Genomic DNA, 26,990 nt, shown 5'->3' with positions numbered 1-26,990 from the left:
CAGCGGCGGGGACTAGGTCAGCGGGTGAGGGTCACAGGTCGGAAGCCGCGTAGGCGCAGGCTGTTGGACACGACGAACACCGACGACAGGGCCATTGCGGCGCCGGCGATCATCGGGTTGAGCAGCCCGAACGCGGCCAGGGGCAGGGCGGCGACGTTGTAGGCGAAGGCCCAGAACAGGTTCGCCTTGATCGTGGCGAGGGTGCGCCGCGACAGCCGGATCGCGTCGACGGCGGCCACCAGGTCGCCGCGTACCAGGGTGAGGTCGGCGGCCTCGATCGCGGCGTCGGTGCCGGTACCCATGGCCAGGCCCAGGTCGGCCTGCGCGAGGGCGGCGGCGTCGTTGACGCCGTCGCCGGCCATGGCCACGACCTTGCCCTGCTCCTGCAGCCGCCTGACGACCTCGACCTTGCCTGCGGGCAGCACCTCGGCGATGACCTCGTCGATGCCGACCTCGGCCGCGATCGCGCGGGCGACGGTGGTGTTGTCGCCGGTCAGCAGGACCGGGGTCAGCCCGAGGGCACGCAGCCCGGCGACCGCGGCGGCGCTGGTCGGCTTGACCGTGTCCGCGACGGCGAACACCGCGCGCGCCTGCCCGTCCCAGCCGACCAGCACCGCGGTCCGCCCTGCCTGCTCGGCGGCCTGCCGTGCCGCGTCGAGCTCGCCCGGCACGGCCAGGCCGTGCTCGGCGAGCAGTGCCGCCCGGCCGACCACGACCGCGGTGCCCTCGACGACGCCGGTGACGCCGAGGCCCTGCCTGTTGGTGAACCCGGTCACCGGGGGAAGGCCGCCCGCCTCGGCGGCGGTGCGGGCGATCGCCTGCGCGATGGGGTGTTCGGAGGCGGCCTCGGCGGCGCCAGCCAGCCGCAGCGCCAGGTCGCGGCTGGTGCCTGCCGTGGTCGTGGTGTCGAGCAGGGTCATGCGGCCGGTGGTGACGGTGCCGGTCTTGTCGAGCACGATCGCGTCGACGCGGCGGGTCGATTCGAGGACCTCGGGGCCTTTGATGAGGATGCCGAGCTGGGCGCCACGGCCGGTTCCGACCAGCAGCGCGGTCGGGGTGGCCAGGCCGAGCGCGCACGGGCACGCGATGATCAGTACGGCGACCGCGGCGGTGAACGCGGCTGCGGGTCCGCCGCCGGTGCCGAGCCAGAACCCGAGCGTGGCCACGGCCAGGGCGATGACGATCGGGACGAACACGGCCGAGATCCGGTCGGCCAGGCGCTGCACGGCGGCTTTGCCGGTCTGCGCCTGCTCGACGAGGCGGGCCATCTGCGCCAGCTGGGTGTCGGCGCCGATGCGCTGTGCGCGGACGACCAGGCGGCCGCCGGCGTTGACGGTCGCGCCGGTGACGGTGTCGCCGGGGCCGACCTCGACGGGCACGGACTCGCCGGTGAGCATGGAAGCGTCGACTGCCGACGCCCCCTCGGCGATCACGCCGTCGGTGGCGATCTTCTCGCCGGGCCGGACGACGAACAGGTCCCCGACGGCCAGCTGCCCGACCGGGATGCGGGTCTCGCGCCCATCGCGCAGCACGGTGACGTCCTTGGCGCCGAGTTCGAGCAGTGCGCGCAGGGCCGCGCCGGCTCGGCGCTTGGACCGGGCTTCGAAGAACCGCCCGGCGAGGATGAACACGGTGACGGCGGCGGCGACCTCGAGGTAGATGCTGTCCTGCCCGCCGCCGCGGACGACGGCGAAGCTGAACGGGTGGGTCATGCCGGCGGTGCCGGCGGTGCCGAAGAACAGCGCCCACAGCGACCACCCGAACGCGGCGAGGGTGCCCACCGAGATGAGGGTGTCCATGGTGGCCGCGCCGTGGCGCAGGTTCGTCCACGCCGCGCGGTGGAACGGCGCCCCGCCGTAGACGACGACCGGGGCCGCCAGCACGAGCGACAGCCACTGCCAGTTGGTGAACTGCCACGCCGGGACCATCGCCAGGACCGCCACCGGCAGCGCTAGCACAGCGGAGGTCTGCAGGCGGCGGCGCAGCCCGGCCAGCTCGTCCGTTTCGGCGGGCTGGTCGGGGGCGGCCTGGTCGGGGGCCGGCGGCAGTGCGGCCGTGTAGCCGGTGGCCTCGACGGTGGCGATGAGCTGGTCGGTGCTGACGGTCTCGGGGTAGGTCACCGATGCCTTCTCGGTGGCGTAGTTGACCGTCGCGGTCACGCCGTCGATGCGGTTGAGCTTCTTTTCGATCCTGGCGGCGCACGAGGCGCAGGTCATCCCGCCGATCGCGAGGTCGATGTGCTGGGTGGCGTAGGTCAGGTGGGTGCTGTCGGTGCTCATCAGTGGCCTCCGTGGCCGGCCGCCGGGGCGGGGGTGCTGGTCGGCGCCGGGGCCGCCGCCGGTGCCGGCGCGGCGAGGGCGGTGAACGCGGCGGTGTGCACGAGGTCTCCGTGTTGGAAGTCCAGGAACAGCCGGTAGGCGCCGGCCGATGGGACCTCGGCGTGGAAGACGATGCCCGGCCCGGCCGCTGTCCGGCCGTCGCCTGGAGTGCCGTCAGGGTGCACGTGCAGGTAGGCCAGGTCGCCGTCGCGCAGTGCGACCAGGTGCCCGTAGGCGGCCAGGTACGGCTGCAGGTCGGTCACCGGCGCACCGTCCTTGCTGACGGTCAGGGTCAGCGTGGAGGACGTACCCGCGACCAGGTCGCCGCCGAGGGCGACGGTGTATCCGTCGACGGTGGTCGTGCGCTGGACGGCGGGCAGGGGCTGCGGCTGGTAGTCACCGGCGGCGGGCAGGTCCGCGCCCAGCGTCAGGGGCCGGTCGCGGCCGACGGGCTGGAAGTCGGCGAACATCCGGTACTGCCCGGCCGCGGGGGCCTGCACGTCGATGCTCCAGACGCCGTCGGCGCCGAGGGCTGGGTGCAGGTGCTGGAAGCCGGTCAGGTCCCGGCGGACCAGGATCAGGTGCAGGTCCTTGTCGTGGGTCGGGGTGTAGGAGGTGACCGGTCGCCCGTCGAGTCCGGTCACGGTGAACCGCAGCGGCTGCGCGGCCTGCGCGGACAGGCCGGCGGTCAGTGGCTGCAGCCGGTAGCCGTCTTCGGCCACCTGCAGCCCGCCGGGCAGCTCGGCGGGCTCCCCCACCGCGGGGGTGGGGTCGTCGTGGCCGGGGTGGGCCGCGACTGCCTGGTGGGCGGCCGGGGCGGGGCCGGGGCCGGCCAGGTGGCCGGCCCCGAACGACGCCGCGAACACCGCGGCCAGGCCCAGCCCATAGAGGCTGAGTTTTAGCCGCGTGTTCACGACCGGGCCTCGGTGAGTTCGTAGCCGGCCTCGTCTACCGCGGCGGCGACCGCGGACTGCGCCAGCGTGCTGCTGCTGGTCACCGTCACTGTGCCGGATGCGAGGTCCACCTGCACCCCGGTCACACCGTCGATCTTGCCGACCTCGGCGCTGACCGAGCTCACGCAGTGCCCGCAGGTCATGCCCTTGACGGTGTACACGGTCTCCATGACGACTCCCCTCCAAGTATACCCCCAGCGGGTATGCCGAAGGAGACCCTAGCATACCCCCGGGGGGTTTCGAAAAGGCGCGGCTTCGCGCCGTCGGCACGGCGGAGGCTTCGCGGGTGGGGTTACCCCCGGTGGGTACGTCGAGGCGGCCGTGGCACGCTGGACAGGGCCGCCGCTCCGGACGGGCGCGGCGGAGGTGGAGGCATGGTGACGGTCGTGCGCCGGGCGGTTCCGAAAGCGCTGCTGCTGGCAGTGCTGTTCGGGCTGGCCCTGATGCACACCTTCGGCCACGCCGCCCACGGCGGCCCGCACCCGGCCACGCGAGCCGTCCACGCCGCCGCGTTCGGCGACCAGGACGCCACGCCGCAGCCCTGCCACGACTGCGGCGGCCACAGCGCCTGGCACGCGTTCAGCGTGTGCCTGGCCGTGCTGTCGGCCCTGATCATCCTGGCGGTGGCGGTGCTGCGGCTGCGGCAGCGCCCGGTACGCACGCCGAGTCCGCGTGCCTTCGCCGCGGCGCTGGCGGTGTCCCGCGGCCCGCCGACGGCGGTTCCGGTGCGGATACGGCTGGCCATGCTGTCGGTGTCACGGACATAGGAGCACCCGGGCGGCCCTGGTGGCCGCACGGTCGATCGCCCATGTCCGCAAGACTCCGATGAGAGGCTTCACCCGTGTACGCAAAGATCCTCGTCCGGCGGCTGCTGCTGGCCGGACTCGCCACCGCGACCCTCGCCGCGGCCGGCTGTTCGACGACCGGCCACAGCAACACCGGCCACAGCGGCATGCCCGGTATGGCGTCTTCGGCGCCGGCCGGCGCGAACTACAACAGTGCCGACGTGACGTTCGCCCAGGCCATGATCCCGCACCACGAGCAGGCGGTGCGCATGTCGGAGCTGGCCGCCACCCGCGCGGCCGACCCGCAGGTGCAGCAGCTGGCCACCCAGATCAAGACCGCGCAAGGTCCCGAGATCGAGACGATGAAGGGCTGGCTGGCGGCCTGGGGGCGGCCGACCGCCGACCCGATGGGCGGCATGCACGGCGCCATGCCCGGCATGATGACCGACCAGCAGATGAGCGGTCTGGAAGGGCTGTCCGGTGCGGCGTTCGACCGCGAGTACACCCGGATGATGGTCGCCCACCACCAGGGCGCGGTCGCCATGGCCAAGACCGAGCAGGCCCAGGGCGGCAACGCCGACGCCAAGGCCCTCGCCGCGAAGATCGAGAAGGACCAGACCGCCGAGATCGCGGTACTGCAGCAGGTCCTGGACCGGCTGTAGCGTTGCTGCGGACGCCGGGCCCGGCCCGGCCCGGCGTCCGCAGTCGCGTGGCGGGAAGCGGTCAGCCGCGCTTGAGCAGGCGCCCGACCGCGGCCATCATCTCGGCTGCCATCTCGTCGGCGCGGCCCTGCTCAGCGCCTTCGTGCATGCAGTGGCGGGCATGGCCGTCCAGCAGGCCCAGGCCGACCTTGTCCAGGGCCGCCTGGATCGCCGAGATCTGGGTGAGCACGTCGATGCAGTACCGGTCATCCTCGACCATCTTCTCGACACCCCTGACCTGCCCCTCGATGCGGCGCAGGCGGGCCAGCAGCTGGTCCTTGGTCGCGGTGTAGCCGCGGGTGACCGTCGCGGCGGCGGGCGTGGCGGAGGAGTGCGGCTGCGTCATGACACCAGTATAGGCAAACCCCCAGGGGGTATGTTATGTTCGGTTCGATATACCCCCTAGGGGTACCAGGATCGGTTGGCGCGTAGCTACGGCCGGCCGACCCCGCGCGGAGTGCCGTCGCAGACGATGATCATGGCGAGTGGAGTGCGGAGATGACACACCAGCACGCAGGCGACCCCACGCCTACCGCCGACGACCGTCGGGTCGCCGAGGTGGCGCTCGAGTTCTGCTTCTGCGGCACCGAGCTGGCCGGGCTCGAGGCGTACCTGGCCGACCAGCCAGGCATCGAGTCGGCGACCGCCGACCGCACGCGCGCCGTCCTGCACGTCGCCTACGATCCCGCCCGCACCAATGCGGCCGCGATCCGGCAGCTGCTGGCCGGACACGGCTACGCGTGCGACTGCGCCCAGTGCCCCGCCTCCTGCTGCCAGCCCGGCCACCCGGCCGCAGGCAACCCCGACGAGCCCGGCGAGCACGCCCACCACCCCAGCCACACGGCCGCGGCCGACCCGGTTCCGACGCAGGAACACGGGACCCACACCCAGCACGCGGCCACATACCCGACCACGGGTCACGACGGCCACAGAGCACATCACGACACCGCGACGATGGACCACACCGCCCACGACGCCGCGACCGGCGGTCACGCGGGCCACGACGAGCACGCCGGGCACGGCGCGGACATGGTCGCGGCGATGCTGCGCCGGTTCGTCGTCAGCGCGCTGCTGACGATCCCGATCGTGGCGTTCTCGCCCATCGGGCAGGCGCTGGGGCTGCCGTCGCAGCCGCCGTTCGGGCTGTCCATGGGCTGGTTCGGGCTGATCCTCGCCACGCCGGTGGTGTGGTGGGGCGGCTGGCCGTTCCTGTCCTCGGCGGCGCGGTCGCTGCGCCGGGGCGAGGTCACCATGATGACCCTGATCGCCGTGGGCATCCTGGTCGCCTACTTGTACTCGCTGGTGTCCACCCTGCTGGGTGGGCACGAGGTGTTCTTCGAGGCCGCAGCGATGCTGACCACGCTGAGCCTGCTCGGGCACTGGCTGGAGATGCGCTCGCGCTTCGCCACCGGCCGCGCCGTGGAGGCCCTGCTGTCGCTGGCCCCGCCGGCCGCGCTGGTGCGCCGGGACGGCCGCGAGACCGAGGTGCCGCTGGAGCAGGTCGTGGCCGGGGACCTGATCGTGGTCAGGCCGGGGGCGAAGGTCCCGGTCGATGGCACGGTCACCGAGGGGCAGTCCTACGTCGACGAGTCGATGATCACCGGCGAGCCCGTGCCGGTGGCCAAGCGGCCCGGCGATGCGGTGGTCGGCGGCACCATCAACACCACCGGCGCGTTCACGTTCACCGCCACCGCCGTCGGCGCCGACACCGCGCTGGCCCGCATCGTCGCGATGGTCCAGAACGCGCAGGCGTCCAAGGCACCCGCGCAGCGCATGGCCGATACCGCCGGGAAATACCTGGTCTACGTCGCGCTGGCCGCGGGCGCGCTGACGTTCGCGGTGTGGATGCTGTGGGGCGGGCACGGGGCGGCGTTCGCGGTGACGGCCGCGGTGTCGGCGATCGTCATCGCCTGCCCGGACGCCCTGGCCCTGGCCACCCCGACCGCGATCACCGTCGGCGTCGGGCAGGGCGCCCGCGGCGGCGTGCTGTTCAAGAACGCCACCGCGCTGGAGGCCGCCGCCGGGGTCGGCACCGTCGTGTTCGACAAGACCGGCACGCTGACGGCGGGCAGGCCCGCTGTCACCGACCTCGTGCCCGCCGACGGCGTGAGCGACACCAACCTGCTGGCCGCCGCGGCCCGTGCTGACCAGCCCTCCCAGCACCCTCTGGCCGCGGCGATCGTCGAGGCCGCCCGAGGCCGCGGCATCGACGTCCTGCCGCCGAAGCGGTTCGACTCGGTCCCCGGCCACGGTGTCATCGCCGACGTCGACGGCCGGACCGTCCTCATCGGCAACCAGCGGCTCATGCAGCGCGAGAACATCGACGTCAGCGGCCTCACCGCCGCTGCCGACGCGCTGGCGGCTGACGGCAAGACCGCGATGTACGTCGCCGCCGACGGCAGACCGCTCGGCCTCATCGCCGTGGCCGACCCGGTCCGCGAGCCGGCTGCGAAAGCGATCGCCGGCCTGCACGCCGCCGGTGTGCGCACGGTCATGCTCACCGGCGACCAGCGGAGCACCGCCGAGGCCGTGGCCCGACGCCTGGGCATCGACACCGTCATCGCCGAGGTCCTGCCCGCCGACAAGGCCAGCCACATCGCGGCGCTGCAGCAGTCCGGGGCCAAGGTCGCGATGGTCGGCGACGGCGTCAACGACGCACCCGCCCTCGCACAGGCGGACGTCGGCATCGCCATCGGCGCCGGGACCGACGTCGCCGTCGAGACCGCCGACGTCGTGCTCATCCGCGACAACCCCGCCGACGTCGGCTACGCCCTGTCCATCGCCCGCGCCGTACGCACGAAGATCAAGCAGAACCTGTTCTGGGCCGCGATCTACAACCTCCTGGCCATCCCGGTCGCGGCCGGGGTGCTGTACCCGAGCCTGGGCCTGCTGCTGCAACCGCAGTGGGCCGCGCTGCTCATGAGCGCCTCCACCATCATCGTCACCTTCAACGCGCTGCTACTGCGCCGCCACACCCCGCCCGCGCGGCGGGCCCTACCCGCCACCGCACCGACGACGGCCGGCTGACCGCGCTTACGGCCGGTGTCAGGCGACCGGAGGTCGAAGCCCCGCCAGGGTGACGGCCACCAGCCGCCCGACACCGGCCTTCGACGACAAGCCGGACGCCGCCTGCAAGGCGCTGAGGCAGAATCCCGCCAGCTCGGCGGCCGGCACATCGGTGCGTGCCTGTCCGGCCTGCGCCGCGTCGGCGATCAGGGCGGTGACGAGCTCTCGCAGGTGCGTGTGGGCGTGGGCCATGTGATCGCCCTGGTGCAGCGCGGCCGCCACCGGGCCCGCGCCGTGCTGGGTCTGGCAGATGTGGGCGTAGGTGTCCAGGGCCGCCGACAGCGCCGGACCGGGCTGGCCGGCATGCTGCTGGCGCACCAGGGACAGCTGCTGCAGGTGGACGCCGACCTGCCGCTCATGCCACGCCCGCAGGATCGCGTCGACGTCCGGGAAGTACTTGTACAGGGTCGCCCGGCCGATCCCCGACGCCTCGGCGATCTGCGACATCGTCACCGACGCCACTCCGTGCGCGGCGACCAGGGCCGCCGTTGCGTCAAGCACCGCCTCGCGCACCGCCCCGCGGTGCGCGTCGATCGTGGCGTCCCACAGTCTCGGCACCCCTGAAGTGTATGGGGCGTCCAATCGAATACACACTGTCTTGAAAGAGACACTGTGTATCGCTAAAGTGGCGACGGGCTCCCCCGAGCGCCGCCACCGTGACAAAACCCCGAGGAGCAGCCATGTCCCCGTCCGACACGCCTCGCGAGCAGGCCCCGAAGACGCCGCGCTGGGTGAAGGTCTCCGCCCTGATCGCCGCCGTGCTGGTCGCGGCGTTCCTCGTCGTCCACCTGACCGGCACGGTACCCACCCACGGCGGCCACTGATGCTCATGCCACCGCGGCTGCGCAAGACCGCGCTCACCCTGCACATCAGCACATCGCTGGGCTGGCTCGGCGCCGTCGCGAGCTTCCTGGCCGTCGCGGTCGCAGGCCTGACCACCACCGACCCCGACCGCGGGCACGCCCTCTACCTCAGCGCCGACCTCATCGCCTGGGCCGTCATCGTCCCTCTCGCCCTGGCCAGCTTCACCACCGGCGTGATCCAGTCGCTGGGCACCGCCTGGGGACTGATCCGCCACTGGTGGGTCATCGCGAAGATCGCCCTCACCATCCCCGCCACAGGACTGCTGCTCCTACACACCGGACCCATCGGCCAACTCGCCGACCCCGCCAGCACCGCGGCGGTCGCCACCGGACACCTGCACGGCCTGCAGGTGCAAATGGTCGCCGACGCGGTGGCCGCCGCACTGGTACTGCTAGCCGCCACGGCACTCGCGGTGTTCAAACCACGGGGCATGACCGCCTACGGCTTCCGCCGCAGCCGACCGGCGGCCACTGCCGCAGTAACACCGATGGCAGCCTCCACCACTGCCGGGTGACGACGAGCCTTGTCGGTGGCATGACGCCACGGCCTGGCCGCCGTCCGTTCAGCTGAACGAAGCCGCCGCGCGGCTGCGAACCGCCACAGCGGCAGCAGCCAGAAGATGATCGACCACGATGGCGAACTACCCCGGCACCTCCGGCACCCTGACGGCCACCGAGGGCTGCCTCCGGCACCCACGGCTGCTGCTGCGCCGCTGGCGAGCACGTCGACTTCCGGTAGGTCCATTGGGCACATGGCTGTCGCGGCGCGCAGAGCCGGGTTGACGATCATCAGTCATCGAGGGTGTCGGCGCGCGGTCGAGCCGTGCCGAGGATGTGGGCGAACTGTGGGATGCCCGGGGCAGGACTGAACCCGAACCGCTCGCAGGTGTCGGGGCTTCGAACCGATCGGAGCACCGGCGCCGCGGACCGGCATCGCCTGTCGTTCCGGCAGATCGGCGGCGTCCGCCAGCCGACGACGACTGACCGCAGCGACCCCCGACGCCTTGGAGCCCTAGCAGGTCGGGCGGCCCGTCTTGCGATGACAGTCCTGTCATCGACCTGGTAACGGCGGCAGCTGCGACCCTATTCTGGCGTCGGTCGATGGACTGCCTGCGGTCAGCCGGTCGCAGGACCCGCCGACCGGGCAACACCACCTCTTCCTTGGTGGGCTGGGCCGGCCTGTCCATGCGTGTTCCGGCCGGCCTGGCACGCCCGCCCGGTCAGCGGATTCCGGTGTCGAACCGGACGGTCACCTGCGTTGAGCCGCCCGAGGGCACGGTGACGTCCAGCGGTGACGCCTGCGGCAGCACACTGCCGGCGAGGTTGGCCGGGCGCAGGGTGTAGTCGCCAGGCGGTACGCCGATGGAGAACCGGCCGTCGGCGTCGCTGACCGTGGCGGCGACCGCGTCGGACTGGCCACGCCGAGTCAGGGTGATCTTGGCCGTGTAGGGCCTGTCCGGGCACGGCGAGTCCGCCCGCAGCACCGGGCACCCGCCGTCAATGACGACCTGACCCCGCACCCCCGTGACACCCGCAGTGGCCGACGGTCCCGCCGACGGTACTGCGGTCGCACAGCTGGCCAGCGCGACGACTGCCAGTCCGGCGACGAGATGACCTGCCCGCATACCCGTCAGACGCACGGCGCCACGATACGGGTTCCCGCTCCCGCAATGACGCCAGAATGCCACTGGTCCGGGCCTTGCTTCTGCGATAACCTCAGCCCAACAAATACTCATAAGTGTAAATATATGCGCGCAGGCGTGTGTGGCAGACCTGACCGTCTGACCGTTACAGCGCCCCGACGCACCTCGGTGTCACACCCTCGCCCCACCCCGCACCACCGCACCACCCCCCCACCCCCGGTCCGGCGCCACCGTGCCGAGCCAGAAACCGGAGCCTTACATGGGCATACTCCGCAGACGGTGGCTGATCCTCGCCGCCGTCCTCCTCGTCATCGGCATAGGCGGCGTCGCCGTCTACGCCAACCAGACCACCCACCGCGACACCGACACCGCCGGAGCCGAGCTCGACGACCCCGACCGCAACGCCCCCGACGGCGAGCACGAGGAAGAAGACGAGGACGCGGCCACCGCCGACCCGGCCGCCACCGGCAGCGGCCCGGTCGGGTTCACGGTCGCCGGCCACCGGGCGTTCATCGACACCCGCACGCTGAAGTCCAAGCCGCCGGCCAAGAAGCAGCCCCGCGTCGAGACCGAGCTGGTCGACACCGCCAGCCACGCCGGCCCGGCGGTCGCGGAGCAGACCGTCCAGGCGGCGCTGGCCGCGCCCAGCCCGGCGATCAACACGGCCGGGCTGGACTTCGCCAACTGGGGTGACGGGCACCCGCCGGACACCAACGGGGTGGTCGGCCCGAACCACTTCGTGCAGAGCGTGAACACCTCGGTCGGCATCTTCAGCAAGGCCACCGGCGCGCGGGTGTCGGCGTTCACGTTCAACGACTTCTTCGCCAGCAGCGGCACCGCCGAGTGCGATGCCAACAACGGCGGCGACCCGACCGTCGCCTACGACGTGCCCTCGGGCAGGTGGGTCATCGCGGACTTCGCGTGGATCAACTCGACCAAGGGGCCGTTCTACGAGTGCATCGCTGTCTCCTCCGGTAGCGACCCCGTCGCCTCGACCTGGACGTTCTACTCGGTCCCGGCCGGTGACGGGAACTTCCCCGACTACCCGAAGTTCGGCTCCGGCCCGGACTCGGTCTACTTCACCACCAACAACTTCAAGGGCAACCGGTACGTCGGCTCGGGCGTGTACGCGCTGCGCCGCTCGACGCTGGGCTCCCCCACGTTGTCGGTGCTGCACGTGACCACGTCGTCGTCGTTCTTCAGCCTGCTTCCCGCCAACACCGTCGACGCCGCGCCCCCGGCCGGGCCGGAGGTCATCGCGTCGGTGTGGAGCGGCAAGCTCAGCCTGTGGAACATGACACCGAACTGGACCACCCCGACCAGCACGGTGTTCACCAACAACGCCAACATCACCGTGTCGTACAGCTCGATCGGGCGGGTCAACACCCCGGGTGAGCAGGTCGACAGCCTCAGCCCCCGCGCGATGAACAAGGCCCAGCTGCGCAACGGGTCGCTGTGGCTCACCCAGACCGTCGCGGCCGGTTCCACGTCCGGGATCCGCTGGTACGAGGTGACCGGCCTGTCGGGCACCCCCTCGATCCGCCAGCAGGGCACCTTCGCCCCCGCCGACAGCCGCTACCGGTTCATGCCGTCACTGGCCGTCGACAAGCAGGGCAATATGGCCGTCGGCTACAACGTCGCCGCGAGCACCCTCAACCCGGCCCTCCGCTACGCCGGACGCCTGACCACCGACCCGCTGGGCACCCTCGGCCAGTCCGAGACCTCGCTGGTCGAAGGCACCGGCGCCCCGGCCAGCGGCAACTTCAACCGCTGGGGCGACTACTCGGAGATGAGCGTCGACCCGGTCGACGGCTGCACCTTCTGGTTCACCGGCGAGTACTACGCCGCCACGGGAGCCGACTGGCAGACCCGCATCGGCTCGTTCAAGTACCCCGGCTGCGTCTGATCCACGACCGGCACCGCGGCGGGCGCGCGGCTCCTCCCACAGCAGCGCCCGCCGCGGCCCCAGAAGCATCAGCCGTGACCCAGTTCCATCGCACCTGTGCTGGTGGCAGATGACAGTCCTGTCACCGGCGCTGTTGCATTATCGGATCGCCGGACATGGTGGATCTTGGTTGCGGCCTCGAATCAGATCGCGTTGATGAGTTCGGCGAACGCTGCTGCGACTCGCCGGGCGGGCGGGACGTCGGTGGCGAGTTCGTAGTGTCCGCGTCGCAGGTTCTGCATTAACGCGTGTCCGATGATGATCACCTGTGCTGTCTTGTCGGTCCTAGCCCGCGCATGGGTCTCAACCGGTGTTTGAGCTGGCTGTGATCAGCCTCGATCCGGTTGTTCGCGTACCGCTCGACGTGATACCACGCCTGCGGCACGAGGTCATCCAGCACCGCCGGGTAGACCGCGGCAGCGTCGGTGACCACCTCCGTCGGGGTCTTGGACGTCGACAGCGCCCTGCCGAAGAACCTGCGGGCCGCCGCGGCACGGCGGGTGGACACGAGTACGTCGATGACCCGCCCGTGCTGGTCGACCGCCGGTACACATACCGCCACACCCCGCCGACCTTCACGTACGTCTCGTCGACGAACCACCGGTCACCCGGCGAGTGCCGGCAAAACCGCGCAGCGTCGGCCAGCAGCGGGGTGAACCGCTGCACCCAGCGGAACACCGTGACGTGATCGACCTCGACGCGCCGCTCGACCAGCAACTCCTCGACGTCACGGTAGGACAAGCCGTAGCGCAGGTACCACCGCACCGCGACCACGATCACCTCCGGCGGAAACCGGAACCCGGCGAACGCCGACCTCGCAGGCAGCCACGAACGTGAACGAGGCGAGGACTTCACCGCTCGAGTGTGCCCGCGATCATGCCAACGCTCAATGCAACAGCACCCTTCGACGCCGTGCTCGAACCTCTGGGCTACGCGTCGGCCTACACTTCCGAGCGGCTGCGGACCTGGACCGGGCCTAGCCCCGAGATCCTGCTGTACCGCAGCGAGGGCACTGATGCCAGCCCCCACACCCATGGACGACCGGGACTGCAACACGTCGCATTTGCTGTCTCCGACCAGCAGACCGTGCTCGACGTCCACAAGGCCGTCGTCGCCGGTGGCTGGACCGTCGTCCACAAGCCGCGCGAATACCCCGAGTACGCCCCTGGCTACTTCGCGGTATTCGTGACCTGCCCTTCCGGCCTGCGCATCGAGGTTTGCCACGTACCAACCGCGACTCACTGAAACGGCACAGCTACGGTTGCCCGCAACGTAGCAAAACCCTCATGCGCGGGGCTGGTCTAGCCAAGCGAAGCCACGGGCTGAGACAAAGAATCCGGCCCAGTAGTACGGGTTCGCCCATCCAGATTGGGCCCGGGTACGTTCTTGGGCTCGTGCTAGTGCCGACCATGGCATCAGGTTCAAGCTGACCATGCCGGTAAATAATTCGGTCATGAGGTAGCAGGTCGCTGCATCGTCAACAGGCCAGAGGCTGGCGATTACCGTTTCGCTTCCGCCTGACATTAGAACTGTCGAAAGGGAGATGATTTCGCCGCCCATGGTCAGTGAACCTCGACCGCTTTCACATGACGAGACGACGACCATGCCAGAGTTGATCCATAGCCGGAGGAGACGGTGGATCGGAATAGATCCGTTGGCCAGCTGAATATGTGTTTCGAACGGATCTTCTCGGTTCACGCGGACATGCGCCGAGACATGAATAAGTGTTCTGCCATGTGCGCTGCCCAGAACTGCCTCGGTGGTTGCGTCTGACCCGAGGAGCGGTGCGACGCCGAGGATGCGTGCGATCGCCTGCGCTTCAGCCGAAGCAGATGGCAAGTCGGTGGATGGATTGCCTATGACGAGGGGCCCGCTATAGCGATGTGCGGCACCGGTGAATCTGCTGATGCTCCCCGATTGCATCTGGCCAGCTTGATCATTGAGGATCATGCCCACGATTGAGTCCGGCGGGGCGAAGTCGTTGTCACCGCGTCCAACATTCCGCCTGGCGAAACGGGTTTCAGGTATGGGAATCATCGCGAGCGTTACGGATGGAAGGACAACAACGGGCGTGCATTGGCCTTCTGGTCCCCAGCCCGCTCGCTCGAACACCAGTGCCCATGGCAGGTTGCAACTGACATCACATGGAGAGACGATGACTGGATCTCCTGAACTGATGTCCTGCGCATCGGCACGGATGGTGGCGAGTTCCCTGCACAGGGCCTGCCACCAGGTATCTGGTTGGCCGCCAGCGCCTCTCGGCTGTGGTACCTGCTCTTCAAGATCGCCCACCCATCGGTCTATCTGGGCACGAGGCACGTCAAACACTTGTAGCGGCGCTTCGGCATCTGGCATCCACATCAGGGCGACGCGCCTATCCTCAAAAACTCCGGCACTGTCGACAGTGGATACCGGTGTGATCGAGAACAGGGCGTGACCTGAGTTCTCATTCGAATCGAGTATGTCCAGGACTGCGGTCACGTACGAGCTGACGAAGTCGACATACTGGGCGCACGGCTCATCTAACTGCGACAGCGCCTTCCACAACGCGACAAGGTCACCGGATTCCCTGACTCGGGCAAGCGCGCATTTCACGGTGAAATCCGCATCGCCGTTCCGGTATGATTCCGCCTCATCAACATCGATAAGCTCAAGTGTTTCCAGTAGTTGTTCACCCCTGTGTTTCATAAGTAGCCGCCGCAGATCGCCTGTTACGGAACTCGGGGCGTGCTGAGGATCGTCAAACTCGATAGTCACGGTACCGCCATCTGGTAGTTGCACACTACGGAGAATGAGCCTCGCAACTAGTTCAGGGGATTTGATGGCCTCACCGACAGCGAACGCTCCGCGCCGGAGGGCCGCAGCATGTGCGGGTTCTGTCGTGATGCTGGCGCGCTGCAATAAGGCCGATACGAGCCTTGAGCCTATTCGCCTTGCCGCGCCTAGGCGGGCCTTCCGGTAGACGATTGGCAAGAACAGGAACCGGTCACATGCCATGCTCCATGCGGTGAAGAAATGTTCGATGGCTGCGTCGAGGGCCGAGGCGAAATCATCAGACTCAGTCCCAAAGCAGGAGTACTGAATCAGTATCGCTGAAGCCAATGCGTCGTACAGGCGAGACAGCGACAAACCATCTGCCTTGCTGTGTTCAATGCCGGCCCGGTAAGTCGAGATGGCTTGCGTCAGGAGCGGCTTGCTCTCTGTTAGAACTGCCTGAGCGGTCAAAGCATTGCCGAGATGCTCATGTGCCCCAGGAAGGTCCCATTCAGGGTCACGCGAGATATCCATGGCTTGTGACAGCAGGTTAATCGACGCATCCAGGTCATCTGGATCGCCCAAAACGCAGTACTTTTGGAACAGCCCAGCGCCTTTGTGAGCAGATATCTGCGCCGTCTCACTTGGCTCGAGCGCCGGAACCTGGCGAAAAATGACGTCGGCTTGTTCTAGCGATGCAGTGAGGTCCTCCAACTGTCCACGTTGGATGAACCGGTGCCGCAAGGCATACGCAAGCTGTAGCCTGGCTTCGAGCTCTTCGGCCTTCGATTCCGAGGCGGCAACAGCGCTTCGGCTTGACTCTACTGCCAGGTCACGGCGATATTCGTTGTCCTCAGCCGCAGTCCACCGGCAATGCTCATTGCAGGCGAATGCCACAGCCAGGTGCGAAAAGAAGATCTGCCGCTTCGGGCTGTCGGGGAAGAGCGACCCCCAGCCCGCATTCAGGATGATTGCTTCAAGGAACGCGGGGTCACGGTGGTCTATATACATATGTAGCAGCACTTCGGCCTTGGTGCTCGAAGCATGCGCATGCGTTTCAGTCCCTGCAGCTTCGTATCGCTGAATCCTTGCCATGATGTTCAAAACAACGTCCTGATCAGGTTTCCTTCGGGTTTTCATCGCTTTGGCGAGGTACAGATGCCCCTTGGCCAACAGGTAGCGGCGCCCTTCCCGGCGGGACGTCGGGAACAACTCTGTCCATTCGTCGACGAGGTTTACGCCGCGGGCCCACACGGTTTCGTCTTCGTTACGGGACCACAACAGGCCAAGCAACCCGGCCAGTAAGATCGCCGTTGTAGCGTGTTCGTCATCATTTGGCTGCAGTTGCGCAATGAGCAGTTCAAGGTTCTTGATCCATTCAGACAGGTCGTCAGAGCTGTCAGTTACTTCGTAGGCGTCCCGTGCGCGTTGAACTCTTTCCCTAATCGATTCGATCATCGGTTCCCAGCTGCCTCGATGCTTGACGAGTTGATCGACCGGCGTGTATATACATGATACAATACGGTGGTACCAGTATGTGACGACGGACCTGACTCTGGAGCTGACGTGAGTTTCTCCTTTGAAAACGCCATTTCCGCAGGAGAACCAACCGATCTTTTCGAAACCCAGCGGAGTACTTCCGGTGCCAGACCTTTGTCTGTCGTCCCGACGTCAACGGATCCACGGGGACTCGCCCTCGCATCGCTATCGGTCTCACGTAACTGGGATGGGCTTTGGGGCATGTTGAGACGGCATCAGCAAATCTACTTTCTAACTGTCGCCTTCGATGTCAGCGATCATCCCCCTGTCGTCTTTCCGCCCAAGGAGGTTCCGAGGGACGCCCTTTACCTTGTTCGTAAAGGCGAACCTATCAATTTTAGCCTCGGTGACGGGGCGCCCGTCTTTCCGCCCCGGGTCATACGAGGTGGCCTGATCGTCTACCTTGTGATCTGCGAAGCAGACAAAGGTGCTCGTCACGTCGGGAATACCCTGGCGCAAGTCCATGAGCAGGCATCTGCTGGAGGTTCCCTCATTCAGACTTTAGGCGCCTTCTTAGCCGATCCGGTGTCGGCAACCGCACAGCAGGTGGTCAACGGTGCAGCGGGGGCGCTTCGGGCAATCGCCACCATCATGAGCAATAACAGTGATGACTGTGTAGGCGTGTTCACCGGAATTTTTCCCGCACGCGGGTCATGGGAGAGCCGACTGAACGCGGAGAGAAACGGAACAAGGATCGAATTGCGGGAGCTGCGCTAATACGACAGCAGTAGATCCGCTCTATCTGGCTAGGTCGATGGATACGCGCCGTCGGTAGTGGTAGAGGCGTGCTCGGGCTTGGTGGTAGCCCAGGCGGTCCAAGCCTGTGGGGTTCCAAAACCCCGCCACGTGGCCTGAGCTGGGCCTTCACGCGGCGCGTTCGTACTCGCTGATCAAGTCGCCAAGGACGGGTCGGCGTCTGATCCGTTCGAGGGTCAGGTCGACGACGGGCCGGTCGGAACGTGGCGGCTGCAGCTGTAGCGCTCGATGAGGACGCCGCTCGTTGTAATGGCGGGCGTAACTGTCGAGCGTGCGGCGTAAGTGCCGCTCGCCGGCGAAGAGCATCCGGTCGGTGAGCTCCGCGCGGACCGTGCCGACGAAGCGCTCCGCATAGGCGTTGGCCCGTGGGCTGCGTGGTGGGATCTTGCAGGCGGTGATGCCGGCATCGGCCAGGACCGCGTCGAACGCGGCGGTGAACTGTCCACCCCGGTCGCGGATCAGGAACCTGAACCGGTCGGCCCGCTCGCCCCGGTCCATGAGCAGGTTGCGTGCCTGCTGCAGTGTCCATGCCCCGTCCGGGTTCGGCGTGACACCCAGGATGTGGACGTAGCGGGTGCCGACCTCCAGCACGAACAACACGTACAGGTGCTGCAGGGTGAGGGCGCAGTCGACGTGGAAGAAGTCACACGCCAGCATCATCGATGCCTGAGGGTGCGCAGGAACCGCCGCCAGGTGGTGTGGTCGCGACGCTGCGGCGCCGGCGCGACGCCCAGGCGTTTGAGGATCCGCCGGATCGTGGACGCCCCGACATCATGGCCGAGGCCGCGTAGCTCACCGCGGATGCGCTGGTAGCCCCAGCCCGGGTTGTCTCGCGCCATCTGCTCGACCAGCCGGGCGACCGCGACGTCGACCGGCGGGCGACCTGGTCGGGAACGGTGGGTCCAGTGGCGGGCCACCAGCCGCCGATGCCAGCCGAGCACCGTGGCCGGCGTGACCAGACGGTGCGCGCGCAACGCCCGAGGCAGCAGCCGGATCAGGGCGGCGAGCACCACACGGTCGGCCCAGTCCAGCCGCGGATTCGGGTTCGCCCGGCGCAGCACCGCGTTCTCATGCCGCAGGACCAGGATCTCCACGTCCTTGGCTGCACTGGTAGACCTGAGCAGCATCAGCCAACCGACGGCCGGCAGGTGCCGGTGCAGCCGCTCACCCCGGGCACGTTCGAGCTGGAGGGGCACACGCTGCGGGCGATCGAGCTCGGGCACACCGACACCGACGGCACCAGCGCCCTGCACGTGCCCTCGATCGGGCTGGTCGTCGCCGGCGACGCGGTGTACGGCGACGTGCACCCGTACCTCAGCGAGGCCACAGGAGACGGTGCCGAGCAGTGGCTGAGCGCTCTGGACACCATCGAGGGCCTGCGACCCCGGGCGGTGGTCGCGGGCCACAAGCGCGACGGCGACCCGGGCAGCCCCGAACAGGTCGACGACACCCGCCGCTACATCAAGGACTTCCTGGCGGCTGCGCGGCAGGCGCGCACGTACCACGAGCTCTACGAGGCGATGGTCGTTCGGTATCCCGATCGGCTGAACCGCGCCGTGCTCTGGGGCTCCGCCAAGGCGTTCCTGCCCTGACGGCCGCCCCTGCCCCGCCGACGGCGAGCCGGCCGCGGAACAGGTCCGCGGCCGGCTGATCCCACGACGTCGACAGCGCCGTGCCTTGCGGTCAGGTTTGCTTCGCGGTGCGGCCGAGCCGGATGGCCGCGATGAGGAAGAAGATCGCTCCGGGGACGGCGTAGCCGATCGCGTTGGCCAGCACCGGCTCGGCCGCGGCGGCGGCCGCGAAGAACGAGCCGCCGGCGAGCATGGACAGGGCACCACTGATGATCATCGGCCACTGTCCGCCCATCCTGCGGCGGCGGGTGACGCCCACGATCAGCTGCACCAGGCCCGCGACGACCGCCCAGGCGCCCCACACGCGCAGGACCGCCGGGATGCCGGAGGTGCCGGCGGCGGCGAGGCCGGCCGCGGCGAGCAGGCTGACCGCGACGTTCACGTACAGCAGGGTGGGCGATCCGGTGGCGCGCGACGAGCGGGCGTCGATGATCGCGGCAGCCACGTCGACCAGCGGGTAGAGCACGAACAGGGTGACGGCGAGCGGGTTGAGGCCGTCGGCGATCGTGAACGTCACGGCGGCCCAGACGATGGCGAACACGAAGCGGGCGAAGTACAGCCGCCGCAGCGCGGCCGCCGTCGTGGAGATGCCGGGAGCGGCAACGGTGGTCATGACGATCCTTTGCGATAGGGGCGGTGGCTCCACGGCCCGGCGGGTCGGCCGTCGAGCGAGAGAGACCGAACGTTCTGTCGCCACCACCCTGTCTCGCGGGAGCGCGGTTGTCAAGACCGAACGTTCTATCTCGGCTTTCGGGCTGCCAACAGACAAGACTGAACGTTCTTTCGCTATGATGGCCGCATGGCCCGCACCGAGATCGAAATCCGGCCGTCGGAGGCACGGCAGCGGCTGCTGAGCACGGCGAGCAGGATTTTCTACGCCGAGGGCATCCACTCGGTCGGCGTCGACCGGATCATCTCCGAGGCGAAGGTGACCCGGGCCACCTTCTACCGGCATTTCCCCGGCAAGGAAGACCTGGTCCTGGCCCATCTGCAGAGCGCCGACGAGGCCATCCGCGGCCAGGTGGAAGCGGCCGTCGCCGCGAGCCCGTCCGCCGCCGACGCTGTCCGGGCCATCGCGGCGGGGATCACGGCGGCCATCCAGTCCCCCGACTTTCGGGGATGCGCCTTCCTTAACGCGGTGGCCGAGTATCCCGATCCCGGCCACCCCGTGCACCGAGCCGTCCTGGCGCACCGGCAGTGGTTCCTCGACACGATCAACACCCTCATGACGAGCATCGAGCCGACGAAGGCCGAGCCCGCCGCGCGGCACTTCGTCATGCTGCGCGACGGCGCCATGGCGGCGGGCTGCCTGTTCGACCCGGCCGCGATCGGCGAGACCTTCCTGCGCGGCGTCGACGGACTCGTCGAGATCCACGGCTCGCGCAAGGCGTCCTGACCGCTCAGGAAGCCGTGGGCCGGGCAGATGCAGCGCGGGTGACAACCTCGCGCACCGCCACGATGACCGCATCGGGTCGCTGGTTCTGCACGTAGTGCGAGGTGCCGGGAACGGTGACGTGCTCGGCTCCGGGTATGCCCGCGGCGAGCGCGTCCTGGCCGTCTCGCCAGGCACGGGCCACGTCCGCGCGCTCGCCGGCCGTGCACGGAGCCGGCATGGGATCGGGCAGATCGAGGTCACTCGACGACAGCACGGCCACCGGCATCGGGCGCAACGGCGGGGCGGCTTCGATCCGGTCGTGGACGGCACCCATGTCGCACGCCTCGGTCCGGTATCCGAGGACCGTGCCCGGCAGGATCTTCGGGTACCGCCCTTCGGAGGCCTGAAGGTCTTCGCGGCTGGCGCCGGCCGCGGCGTGGACCGCGTGGCCCTCGCTGAGCGCCATCACGAACCGCGCCAGTGCCCGGGCATCCATGCCGTCCGGGAGGTCGCCTTCCTCTGCCGCGCGGGACAGCCGTTCCTGGAGCGCGGACTCGGTGGCGGCCCGGCCGGCGGCCAGGATCTCCGAGATCCGGGCGTTCTCCGGTGAGCAGGCGAGCCCTCCCTGGACGGACAGGCAACCTGCGGGGTGGGCGGCGTCGGTGAGTCCGTCGGCGCTGGAGCGCAGGAACGTCGCCACGCCCTGGCGCGCAAGATCTTCCACGGCAACCGGGGCGAGATCGCCCAGGCGTACCGACGGGCACGAAGACCAACTAGGCGCGCTCGGCCTGGTCCTCAACGCCGTGGTGCTGTGGAACACCCGCTTCATCCACCTGGCCGTCAACCTGCTGCGCGCCCAGGGCTACCCGGTGCTCGACGCCGACGCCGCCCGCCTGTCGGCGTTGGGCTTCGCCCACATCAACATGCTGGGCCGCTACAGCTTCCCCCGCCAGGGACGGCCCTCGGCTGCGGGCGCTGCGCGACCCTTGCTCCTTTGGTGGAGGCTCACGCCCTGCCGACCTTGCGTTCACCGGGAGACGTACAGCGATCAGGCAAGTCGCAGTTCCCCAGCTGCCGCCTACTGCTTTTCGAGCTTGGCCCATATCCGGGTGATGGCGGCGATGTCATCGTCATCGAGAGGATCGATGAAATATTTCTTCACTGATCCTTCGAACGTTCGCCTGATTGTCTCGGCGAAGTGCCGTCCGCTCTTGGTGAAGCTGATGAGCGATACCCGTCCGTCACCTTGGTCGGCGTTGCGCTGGAGATGTCCGGCGTCGATGAGGTCCTGGACCAGCCGTGATGCTCTGGTAGGGCTGACGCTGACAAGTTTGCCGGCCAGGGCTCGGACCGACTGAGGCTCGGTCTCCAGGAGCCAGCACAGGATCTCGACGGAGCTGAAGGAGATCTTGTGCTGTTCCGTCAGCACAGCGTCGATCCGCCCGGTGACCGTGGCGTGAGTAAACAGTAGGGCAAACCAGCCCTTGACCTGGTCCGGGGAGATGATCTGCGGCTGTGACACGGGTGCCTTCACGCCAAGCAGCATACCTCAAGACTGGATGCCCTCCCATCTAGATGCGCGCGCACGCATCTGCTACGGTGGGTACGTAGTTGCGGAAGGGCAGATCAGCCTCGTTCGCAGAGTTCGCCAGGATCGGCGTCAACCCGCCGACGTTACGTACCTCCGAGGTTCGTTTTGTCTTACGAAGGTCATCCGCCCTCAACGCGGATGCCTCGAAGACGGTGGCCTCGCACACCGATCGGCCGTGCGGCCGGCAGAAAGGCAACGGTCACCATGCCCAAGCTGGATGGCAAGGTCGCAGTGATCACTGGAGCGACGTCCGGGATGGCGTTAGCGACGGCCAAGTTGTTCGTCGCCGAAGGCGCCCACGTGTTCATCACCGGACGAGACAAGGCCAGACTGGACGAGGCGGTCGCCGCCATCGGCCACAACGTCACGGGCGTGCAGGCGGACTCGGGAAGTCTGCACGACCTGGCCCGCTTGGCCGAGACCGTGCGAGAGCAGCAAGGGCGAGTCGACGTCCTTTTCGCCAGCGCCGGCCTCGCCTCGGTGTCCGACCCGCTGGGCAGCATCACCCCGGATACGTTCGACGCGCTCGTGGGTGTCAACTTCCGAGGCACTGTGTTCACCGTTCAGTACCTGCTGCCGTTGATGAGCGACGGCGCGTCGATCATCCTGAACGGCACGACCAGCGCGACCAAGGGCATCCCCGGTGCCGGGGTGTACTCGGCGAGCAAGGCGGCCGTTCGCTCACTCGCACGCACCTGGGCCGCCGAGCTGAAGGACCGCGGCATCCGGGTCAACGTCGTCAGTCCCGGGTCGATCGACACGGCGCTCTTCAGCACCGTCGGCCCCGAATTTCGGGAGCAGATCACCTCCGCCATACCGCTAGGGCGGCTCGGGGCCAGCGAGGAGATTGCGTCCGCTGCGCTGTTTTTCGCCTCGGCGGACGCCAGCTTCGTCACCGGCGCGAACCTGGTCGTCGACGGCGGGTTCAGCCAGATCTAACGCCAAGCGAGTTCGCCGCTGCGCTCGGCATCGAGGTCCTCCGCGAGCCTCGGCTGTGGTCAGAGTATGGGCCGGACTATTACGCGGTCTTCATCCGCGACCCAGCCGGGAACTACCTCGAGTTCAAGTGCCGTGCCTCACCCGGCACCGTCACCCCGGGCTCGCCGAACCCAGGTCGGCGACGACGTTTGGTCGTGGCTGGCCGTACATGAATGACTGAAGGAGACACCGATGCCTGACTATGGCCATCCTCTGCGTTTCGCCACGTTCATCTCGCCCGCCAACTCCCCAGCGCACCGTCCAGTCGAATTGGCGCAGCTCAGTGAGCGGCTCGGATTCGACTTCGTCACCTTCCAGGATCATCCCTACAAGGCCGACTTCCTCGACACCTGGACTTTGCTGACCTGGGTGGCCGCGCGGACCGAGCGCATCGGCCTGTCCGGCAACGTGCTGAACCTGCCGCTGCGCCAGCCTCCCGCCGTGCTCGCCCGCGCGACAGCCAGCCTCGGCCTGCTCTCCGGTGGACGAACGAGCCTCGGGCTCGGCGCTGGCTTCTTCTGGGACGCCGTGCAAGCAATCGGCGGACGGCGGCTCACCCCAATGCAGGGCGTGACGGCCCTGGGCGAGGCAATCGACGTGATCCGCGGGATCTGGGACGCCGACAGGCCCGGGACCCTCACTGTCGAGGGCGAGTTCTACAAGGTCCGCGGCGCCGAGCGCGGCCCCGCCCCCGCACACAACATCCCGATCTGGCTCGGCGCCCACAAGCCGAAGATGCAGGACCTGGTCGGACGCAAGGCCGACGGCTGGCTGCCGTCGCTGCCCGTCATGGAACCTGGCGGCCTGCCCAAAGGAAACGCCATCATCGACGACGCCGCGCGAGCCGCAGGCCGCGACCCTCGCGACATCACCCGTCTGCTCAACATCTTCCCGGGCCAGCAGACCGCGGAAGCACTAGCCCAGATGACCCTCGAGGACGGCGTCAGCATCTTCATCCTGGCCAGCGACGACCCGGACATACTCCAACGCTTCGCCGCCGAAACGATCCCTGCCGTACGCGATCACGTCGCCCGCGGGCGTAAATAACGCGCGTCTCGTTGATGCCCCGACGAACGACCCCGTCCTGGCCCGTCTACCCGCCCGCAAATCGAATGCGCTGCGGTCCTTCGTTCACGCAGCACTGTCCGCCGTCGACACCAAACAGGTGCCCACCACCAAGATTAAGAAGAAAGGTCGATCATGAGCACAGACGTCGCGATCATCGGTACCGGGAACGTCGGGGCCGCGCTCGCCCGCACCTTCGCCCGCCATGGCCGGCCCGCGGTCATCGCCAACACCCGTGGCCCCGACTCGTTCCGCGACCTGGCCCAAGAAGTCGAACCGTGGGTCCGGGCGACCACACTCGACGACGCCCTCGAAGCCGATGTGCTGGTGCTGGCAATCCCGTTCCTTGCCACCGAGACACTCGGTGCCCTAAAGCCGTCGTGGCGTGGGCACATCGTCGTCGACGCGACCAACGCCTTCCTGGTGCCCGATTCCGAGGCCATTCTCGGCGGGAGGTTATCGACCGAGGTCGTCGCCGGCTTTTTCCCCGACGCGTCCGTGGTCAAGGCGTTCAACCAGTTGCCGGCGAACGTCTTGGAACGGCAGCTTCCTTTGGAACACGGGAAGAAGGTCGTCTTCGTGGCGTCGAACGACGCGCCCGCGAGCGCTGCCATCGCACGCGTCGCCGCAGACATTGGGTTCGCACCCGTGGAACTTGGCCGCATCAACGAGGGTGGACGGTTGATTCAGGCGCGGAACGCGCTGGTGTTACGACTCTTCGTCGAACAGCCCATGTTCTGAGCCGGACGGGGTGAGCGCGGCCTGGCAACACCGGACGCGACAGCTCGTGTCGTCAGGTGGACCCGTGGTCGAACCGGAGGATGCTCGCGACCATCGTCACGGGGTGCTCCTCGGCGGTGCAGCGCTCGGAACCGGGTATCGCGTCCACCGTCACGTCGCGCCGAAAGATCACTCAATCGCCAACAGTTCGAACCCTTCCGTTTCGCCTGGACCCGTCTGCCGTCACGACTGCGACCCATCTCCAGCCGGAACCCGAACAGGCCCGTCCGCTCATCACGGATGATCGCTGCGACTATCGGCCTCGGCCCTCACGCCCCCACGGTCGGTCGCCTGGTCAGCAGTGCCATGTTCTCCGGCCAGTAGGGTTCGCCAGCGGCCGCGCCGATCGGGGCGGCGGCGTCGAGGGCGGCCAGTTCCTCGGCGGTCAGGGTGACGTCGGCGGCGGCAAGGTTTTCTTCCAGGTAGCGCACGCGCCGGGTGCCCGGGATCGGCACCGCTGGCTCGACCATCGTCCAGGCGATCGCGAGCTGGGAAGGGGCCACGCCTTTGGCTGCGGCCATCTGGCCGATCGTGGCGACGATGCGCTGGTTGCCGGTGAGATTGTTGCCCTGCAGACGTGGGTCGAAGGTGCGGAAGTCGGTGACGCGCAGGTGCTCACGCTGGAGTCGGCCGGTCAGTAGGCCTTGGCCCAGAGGAGAGTGCGGTACGAACCCGATGCCGAGTTCGCGTACGGCGGTGAGTACGCCGTTGCGCTCAGCGCTGCGGTCGAACAGGGAGTACTCTGCCTGCACGGCGGTTATCGGATGGACGGCGTGGGCGCGCCGGATGGTGGCCGCAGAGGCCTCGCACAGGCCGAGGTGGCGGACCTTTCCGGCTTGCACCAGGTCGGCCACTGCCGTGACGGTGTGCTCGATCGGGACCGTCGGGTCGGTTCGGTGCAGGAACACCAGGTCGATGCGGTCGGTGGCGAGCCGGGTCAGTGAGCCTTCGATCGCCTTGACGATGTGCTCTGGTCGCCCGTCGACCACCGGGCGGCCGTCGACGAGTGCCATCCGGCCGTCGTGGGTGTGGGCGAAGCCGACCTTCGCGGCGATCGTGACGTCGTCGCGCGAGGGGGCCAGGCCGCGGCCGACGACTCGTTCGTCGGCGCCCGGGCCGTAGGACTCCGCTGTGTCGAAGAACGTCACCCCGAGTTCGACGGCCCGGTGCAGGGTCGCGAGTGCCTCGTTCTCGTCGCTGGGATCGTAGTTCGTGTTCATGCTCATGCAGTCGAGACCCACGGCGCTGACCATGGGGCCGGTCCTGCCCAGTGGGAGCTGTCGCATGTGATCTCTCCTTGGTGATTCCGTTCAGGAGCTGTGGGGGCTTCAGCCATGGCTCGTGCTGGTCGCGAGTGGCCTGAGCGGCCGAGCGTGACGTTTTGCCCCGGGCGGCCTGCCGGTGGTCATGACGACCGAGCCGGCAGGCCGCAGGTGATCCTTGTGGATCAGGGCCCGGATTACCGCGTTGCGGCGGCCAGTGCCGCGCGCATGGCGTCCTCGCCGGCCGGCTGGCCCTTCTCGTTCGAGTACGGCCCGTACGGGGTCCCCCATACCGGCGTGCCCGTCGCTTGCCGCCAGCTGTCGGCCAGTGGTCCCGCGTCCAGCACGCTGTACCCGATGGATTCCATGAATGCGGTAACCGCCGCCTTCGCCGGCGCGGAGTCACCGACGATCGGCAGGTACGAGCGGTCGCCTGCCCCCGCCGGGCGGGCGAGTGACAGCAGGTGCTTGAAGAAGATGTTGTTGAACGCCTTCACGAGCATGGCACCCGGAAGGTACCGCAGCAGCAGCTCGCTCGAGGTGAGCGAATTGTTGTCGAGCTCGGGGATGGGCCCGTCCCGCTCGGGGCCGTAGTTGCACGTGTCGATGACCGTCTTCCCGGCCAGTGGCGCGGCGGGCACGTGGGGGAAGGCCTTGACCGGCACCGTGACCACGACGATGTCACCGGCCGCGGCGGCTTCCCCGCCGGTCGCGGCGGACGCCCGCGGCCATCTCCGTGAGCGTTTCGGGACCGCGTGAGTTGCTGAGCACGACCTGATGGCCGGCCTCGACGGCGAGCCGCGCGATGGTGCTGCCGATGGCGCCGCTGCCGATGAATCCCACAGTAGTCATGTTCTAAGAGCGACCGGCAATTGGTTCATTTGAGGCGTCGGGTGGTGGGGCGGTTGTCCCATCGGTAGTGGGTGCGGGCTTGTCGGATGAGTTGGCGTGTGGTGATGAGGGCTGCTGCCAGGTAGAGGTAGAA

At 68.5% G+C, this 26,990-nt stretch carries 28 protein-coding genes and 3 pseudogenes; 14 read left to right on the top strand and 17 right to left on the bottom strand.

Features of this window, described 5'->3' with window-relative positions:
• Window positions 1-17 precede the first annotated feature (17 nt).
• From KUA19_RS29630 to KUA19_RS29620, 3 genes are read right to left on the bottom strand one after another with little or no spacing between them, the layout of a single operon-like run.
• Window positions 18-2,279, bottom strand: a complete 2,262-nt coding sequence (locus KUA19_RS29630) for a heavy metal translocating P-type ATPase (protein WP_217401164.1) — start codon at window positions 2,277-2,279, stop codon at window positions 18-20.
• The gene (locus tag KUA19_RS29625; RefSeq protein WP_217401162.1) at window positions 2,279-3,232 is read right to left on the bottom strand and encodes a DUF8832 domain-containing protein; all 954 of its coding nucleotides are present in this window, start codon (window positions 3,230-3,232) and stop codon (window positions 2,279-2,281) included. Before KUA19_RS29625 ends, KUA19_RS29630 begins: the two co-directional genes overlap by 1 nt.
• On the bottom strand, window positions 3,229-3,441 hold the full coding sequence (locus tag KUA19_RS29620; protein ID WP_217401160.1) for a heavy-metal-associated domain-containing protein: 213 nt from the start codon (window positions 3,439-3,441) through the stop codon (window positions 3,229-3,231). The genes KUA19_RS29625 and KUA19_RS29620 overlap by 4 nt, the downstream gene beginning before the upstream one ends.
• Before the next feature lie 204 nt (window positions 3,442-3,645).
• On the opposite strand from KUA19_RS29620, the gene KUA19_RS29615 reads away from it, so the two are divergent.
• Both KUA19_RS29615 and KUA19_RS29610 read left to right on the top strand, forming a co-directional pair.
• Entirely contained in the window at window positions 3,646-4,038 is a 393-nt protein-coding gene (locus KUA19_RS29615) for a DUF6153 family protein (protein WP_217401158.1), read from the top strand.
• Between the two features lie 74 nt (window positions 4,039-4,112).
• Window positions 4,113-4,718: a DUF305 domain-containing protein gene (locus KUA19_RS29610; protein WP_217401156.1), complete on the top strand. Its 606-nt coding sequence runs from the start codon at window positions 4,113-4,115 to the stop codon at window positions 4,716-4,718.
• Between the two features lie 61 nt (window positions 4,719-4,779).
• Here the strand turns inward: KUA19_RS29610 and KUA19_RS29605 are convergent, their stop codons facing one another.
• Window positions 4,780-5,103 carry a metal-sensitive transcriptional regulator gene (locus KUA19_RS29605; protein WP_217401154.1) on the bottom strand — a complete coding sequence of 108 codons (324 nt, stop codon included), beginning with the start codon at window positions 5,101-5,103 and terminating at the stop codon, window positions 4,780-4,782.
• A gap of 152 nt (window positions 5,104-5,255) precedes the next feature.
• Between KUA19_RS29605 and KUA19_RS29600 the strand changes: the two genes are divergently transcribed.
• Window positions 5,256-7,784, top strand: a complete 2,529-nt coding sequence (locus KUA19_RS29600) for a copper-translocating P-type ATPase (protein WP_217401152.1) — start codon at window positions 5,256-5,258, stop codon at window positions 7,782-7,784.
• Between the two features lie 18 nt (window positions 7,785-7,802).
• On the opposite strand, the gene KUA19_RS29595 is transcribed toward KUA19_RS29600, so the two are convergent.
• Complete coding sequence (locus tag KUA19_RS29595; RefSeq protein ID WP_217401150.1) at window positions 7,803-8,381, bottom strand: TetR/AcrR family transcriptional regulator; 579 nt, start codon at window positions 8,379-8,381, stop codon at window positions 7,803-7,805.
• 122 nt (window positions 8,382-8,503) lie between these two features.
• Here KUA19_RS29595 and KUA19_RS29590 point away from each other — a divergent pair, with 122 nt between their 5' ends.
• Together KUA19_RS29590 and KUA19_RS29585 are read left to right on the top strand one after the other, a co-directional pair.
• Window positions 8,504-8,647 carry a hypothetical protein gene (locus tag KUA19_RS29590; RefSeq protein WP_217401148.1) on the top strand — a complete coding sequence of 48 codons (144 nt, stop codon included), beginning with the start codon at window positions 8,504-8,506 and terminating at the stop codon, window positions 8,645-8,647.
• A complete protein-coding gene (locus KUA19_RS29585) occupies window positions 8,647-9,201 on the top strand; it encodes a DUF2269 domain-containing protein (protein ID WP_217401146.1) in 555 nt (184 codons plus the stop codon). The genes KUA19_RS29590 and KUA19_RS29585 overlap by 1 nt, the downstream gene beginning before the upstream one ends.
• A 705-nt stretch (window positions 9,202-9,906) precedes the next feature.
• Here the strand turns inward: KUA19_RS29585 and KUA19_RS29580 are convergent.
• Complete coding sequence (locus tag KUA19_RS29580) at window positions 9,907-10,326, bottom strand: carboxypeptidase-like regulatory domain-containing protein (protein WP_217401144.1); 420 nt, start codon at window positions 10,324-10,326, stop codon at window positions 9,907-9,909.
• Window positions 10,327-10,588: 262 nt separating this feature from the next.
• Here KUA19_RS29580 and KUA19_RS29575 point away from each other — a divergent pair, with 262 nt between their 5' ends.
• Entirely contained in the window at window positions 10,589-12,235 is a 1,647-nt protein-coding gene (locus tag KUA19_RS29575) for a hypothetical protein (protein ID WP_217401142.1), read from the top strand.
• A 182-nt stretch (window positions 12,236-12,417) separates the two neighbouring features.
• Here KUA19_RS29575 and KUA19_RS29570 read toward each other — a convergent pair.
• Window positions 12,418-13,099, bottom strand: a pseudogene (locus KUA19_RS29570) (IS6 family transposase).
• A gap of 87 nt (window positions 13,100-13,186) precedes the next feature.
• Between KUA19_RS29570 and KUA19_RS29565 the strand changes: the two are divergent.
• Window positions 13,187-13,519 carry a VOC family protein gene (locus KUA19_RS29565; protein WP_217401140.1) on the top strand — a complete coding sequence of 111 codons (333 nt, stop codon included), beginning with the start codon at window positions 13,187-13,189 and terminating at the stop codon, window positions 13,517-13,519.
• Window positions 13,520-13,558: 39 nt separating this feature from the next.
• Here the strand turns inward: KUA19_RS29565 and KUA19_RS29560 are convergent, their stop codons facing one another.
• Window positions 13,559-16,486 carry a CHAT domain-containing protein gene (locus tag KUA19_RS29560; RefSeq protein WP_217401138.1) on the bottom strand — a complete coding sequence of 976 codons (2,928 nt, stop codon included), beginning with the start codon at window positions 16,484-16,486 and terminating at the stop codon, window positions 13,559-13,561.
• Window positions 16,487-16,594: 108 nt separating this feature from the next.
• Between KUA19_RS29560 and KUA19_RS29555 the strand changes: the two genes are divergently transcribed.
• Entirely contained in the window at window positions 16,595-17,284 is a 690-nt protein-coding gene (locus KUA19_RS29555) for a hypothetical protein (protein ID WP_217401136.1), read from the top strand.
• A 147-nt stretch (window positions 17,285-17,431) separates the two neighbouring features.
• Here KUA19_RS29555 and KUA19_RS43245 read toward each other — a convergent pair whose 3' ends face one another.
• Window positions 17,432-17,983, bottom strand: coding sequence for an integrase core domain-containing protein (locus tag KUA19_RS43245; RefSeq protein WP_254550308.1), 552 nt, complete (start codon window positions 17,981-17,983; stop codon window positions 17,432-17,434).
• Window positions 17,980-18,450, bottom strand: a complete 471-nt coding sequence (locus KUA19_RS43240; RefSeq protein WP_254550307.1) for a helix-turn-helix domain-containing protein — start codon at window positions 18,448-18,450, stop codon at window positions 17,980-17,982. The genes KUA19_RS43245 and KUA19_RS43240 overlap by 4 nt, the downstream gene beginning before the upstream one ends.
• A 27-nt stretch (window positions 18,451-18,477) precedes the next feature.
• Between KUA19_RS43240 and KUA19_RS29545 the strand changes: the two genes are divergently transcribed.
• Window positions 18,478-18,915 (top strand): MBL fold metallo-hydrolase, encoded by a 438-nt coding sequence (locus tag KUA19_RS29545; protein ID WP_217401135.1) that lies wholly within the window; start codon window positions 18,478-18,480, stop codon window positions 18,913-18,915.
• A 91-nt stretch (window positions 18,916-19,006) separates the two neighbouring features.
• Here the strand turns inward: KUA19_RS29545 and KUA19_RS29540 are convergent, their stop codons facing one another.
• Window positions 19,007-19,567, bottom strand: a complete 561-nt coding sequence (locus tag KUA19_RS29540; RefSeq protein ID WP_217401133.1) for a DUF308 domain-containing protein — start codon at window positions 19,565-19,567, stop codon at window positions 19,007-19,009.
• A 186-nt stretch (window positions 19,568-19,753) separates the two neighbouring features.
• Here KUA19_RS29540 and KUA19_RS29535 point away from each other — a divergent pair, with 186 nt between their 5' ends.
• Window positions 19,754-20,350, top strand: a complete 597-nt coding sequence (locus KUA19_RS29535) for a TetR/AcrR family transcriptional regulator (protein ID WP_217401131.1) — start codon at window positions 19,754-19,756, stop codon at window positions 20,348-20,350.
• Window positions 20,351-20,354: 4 nt separating this feature from the next.
• Here the strand turns inward: KUA19_RS29535 and KUA19_RS29530 are convergent, their stop codons facing one another.
• Window positions 20,355-21,029 (bottom strand): alpha/beta fold hydrolase, encoded by a 675-nt coding sequence (locus KUA19_RS29530; RefSeq protein WP_217401129.1) that lies wholly within the window; start codon window positions 21,027-21,029, stop codon window positions 20,355-20,357.
• On the opposite strand from KUA19_RS29530, the pseudogene KUA19_RS43235 reads away from it, so the two are divergent.
• Window positions 21,015-21,273, top strand: a pseudogene (locus KUA19_RS43235) (Tn3 family transposase); the annotation flags it as partial. The gene KUA19_RS29530 and the pseudogene KUA19_RS43235 overlap by 15 nt on opposite strands.
• A 134-nt stretch (window positions 21,274-21,407) precedes the next feature.
• Here the strand turns inward: KUA19_RS43235 and KUA19_RS43230 are convergent.
• The gene (locus KUA19_RS43230; protein ID WP_254550356.1) at window positions 21,408-21,863 is read right to left on the bottom strand and encodes a MarR family winged helix-turn-helix transcriptional regulator; all 456 of its coding nucleotides are present in this window, start codon (window positions 21,861-21,863) and stop codon (window positions 21,408-21,410) included.
• Window positions 21,864-22,124: 261 nt separating this feature from the next.
• Here KUA19_RS43230 and KUA19_RS29520 point away from each other — a divergent pair, with 261 nt between their 5' ends.
• The 3 genes from KUA19_RS29520 to KUA19_RS29510 all read left to right on the top strand — a co-directional run bounded on the left by KUA19_RS29520 (window position 22,125) and on the right by KUA19_RS29510 (window position 24,704).
• A complete protein-coding gene (locus tag KUA19_RS29520; protein ID WP_217401125.1) occupies window positions 22,125-22,859 on the top strand; it encodes an SDR family oxidoreductase in 735 nt (244 codons plus the stop codon).
• 231 nt (window positions 22,860-23,090) lie between these two features.
• Window positions 23,091-23,945, top strand: coding sequence for an LLM class flavin-dependent oxidoreductase (locus KUA19_RS29515; protein WP_217401123.1), 855 nt, complete (start codon window positions 23,091-23,093; stop codon window positions 23,943-23,945).
• A 153-nt stretch (window positions 23,946-24,098) separates the two neighbouring features.
• Window positions 24,099-24,704, top strand: a complete 606-nt coding sequence (locus tag KUA19_RS29510) for an NADPH-dependent F420 reductase (protein ID WP_217401121.1) — start codon at window positions 24,099-24,101, stop codon at window positions 24,702-24,704.
• Window positions 24,705-25,012: 308 nt separating this feature from the next.
• Here the strand turns inward: KUA19_RS29510 and KUA19_RS29505 are convergent, their stop codons facing one another.
• The 4 genes and pseudogenes from KUA19_RS29505 to KUA19_RS29495 all read right to left on the bottom strand — a co-directional run.
• Entirely contained in the window at window positions 25,013-26,029 is a 1,017-nt protein-coding gene (locus tag KUA19_RS29505; RefSeq protein WP_217401119.1) for an aldo/keto reductase, read from the bottom strand.
• Window positions 26,030-26,202: 173 nt separating this feature from the next.
• Complete coding sequence (locus tag KUA19_RS29500; protein WP_308167716.1) at window positions 26,203-26,679, bottom strand: NADPH-dependent F420 reductase; 477 nt, start codon at window positions 26,677-26,679, stop codon at window positions 26,203-26,205.
• Between the two features lie 7 nt (window positions 26,680-26,686).
• Window positions 26,687-26,848, bottom strand: coding sequence for an NAD(P)-binding domain-containing protein (locus KUA19_RS44690; protein WP_308167715.1), 162 nt, complete (start codon window positions 26,846-26,848; stop codon window positions 26,687-26,689).
• A gap of 34 nt (window positions 26,849-26,882) precedes the next feature.
• Window positions 26,883-26,990, bottom strand: a pseudogene (locus KUA19_RS29495) (IS5/IS1182 family transposase); the annotation flags it as partial.

Origin of the sequence: Catellatospora tritici (assembly GCF_019083965.1) — a bacterium.
Classification (GTDB): domain Bacteria; phylum Actinomycetota; class Actinomycetes; order Mycobacteriales; family Micromonosporaceae; genus Catellatospora; species Catellatospora tritici.
The sequence above is the reverse complement of the archived record's forward strand: the minus strand, read 5'-3'. Positions and strand labels throughout refer to the sequence as shown.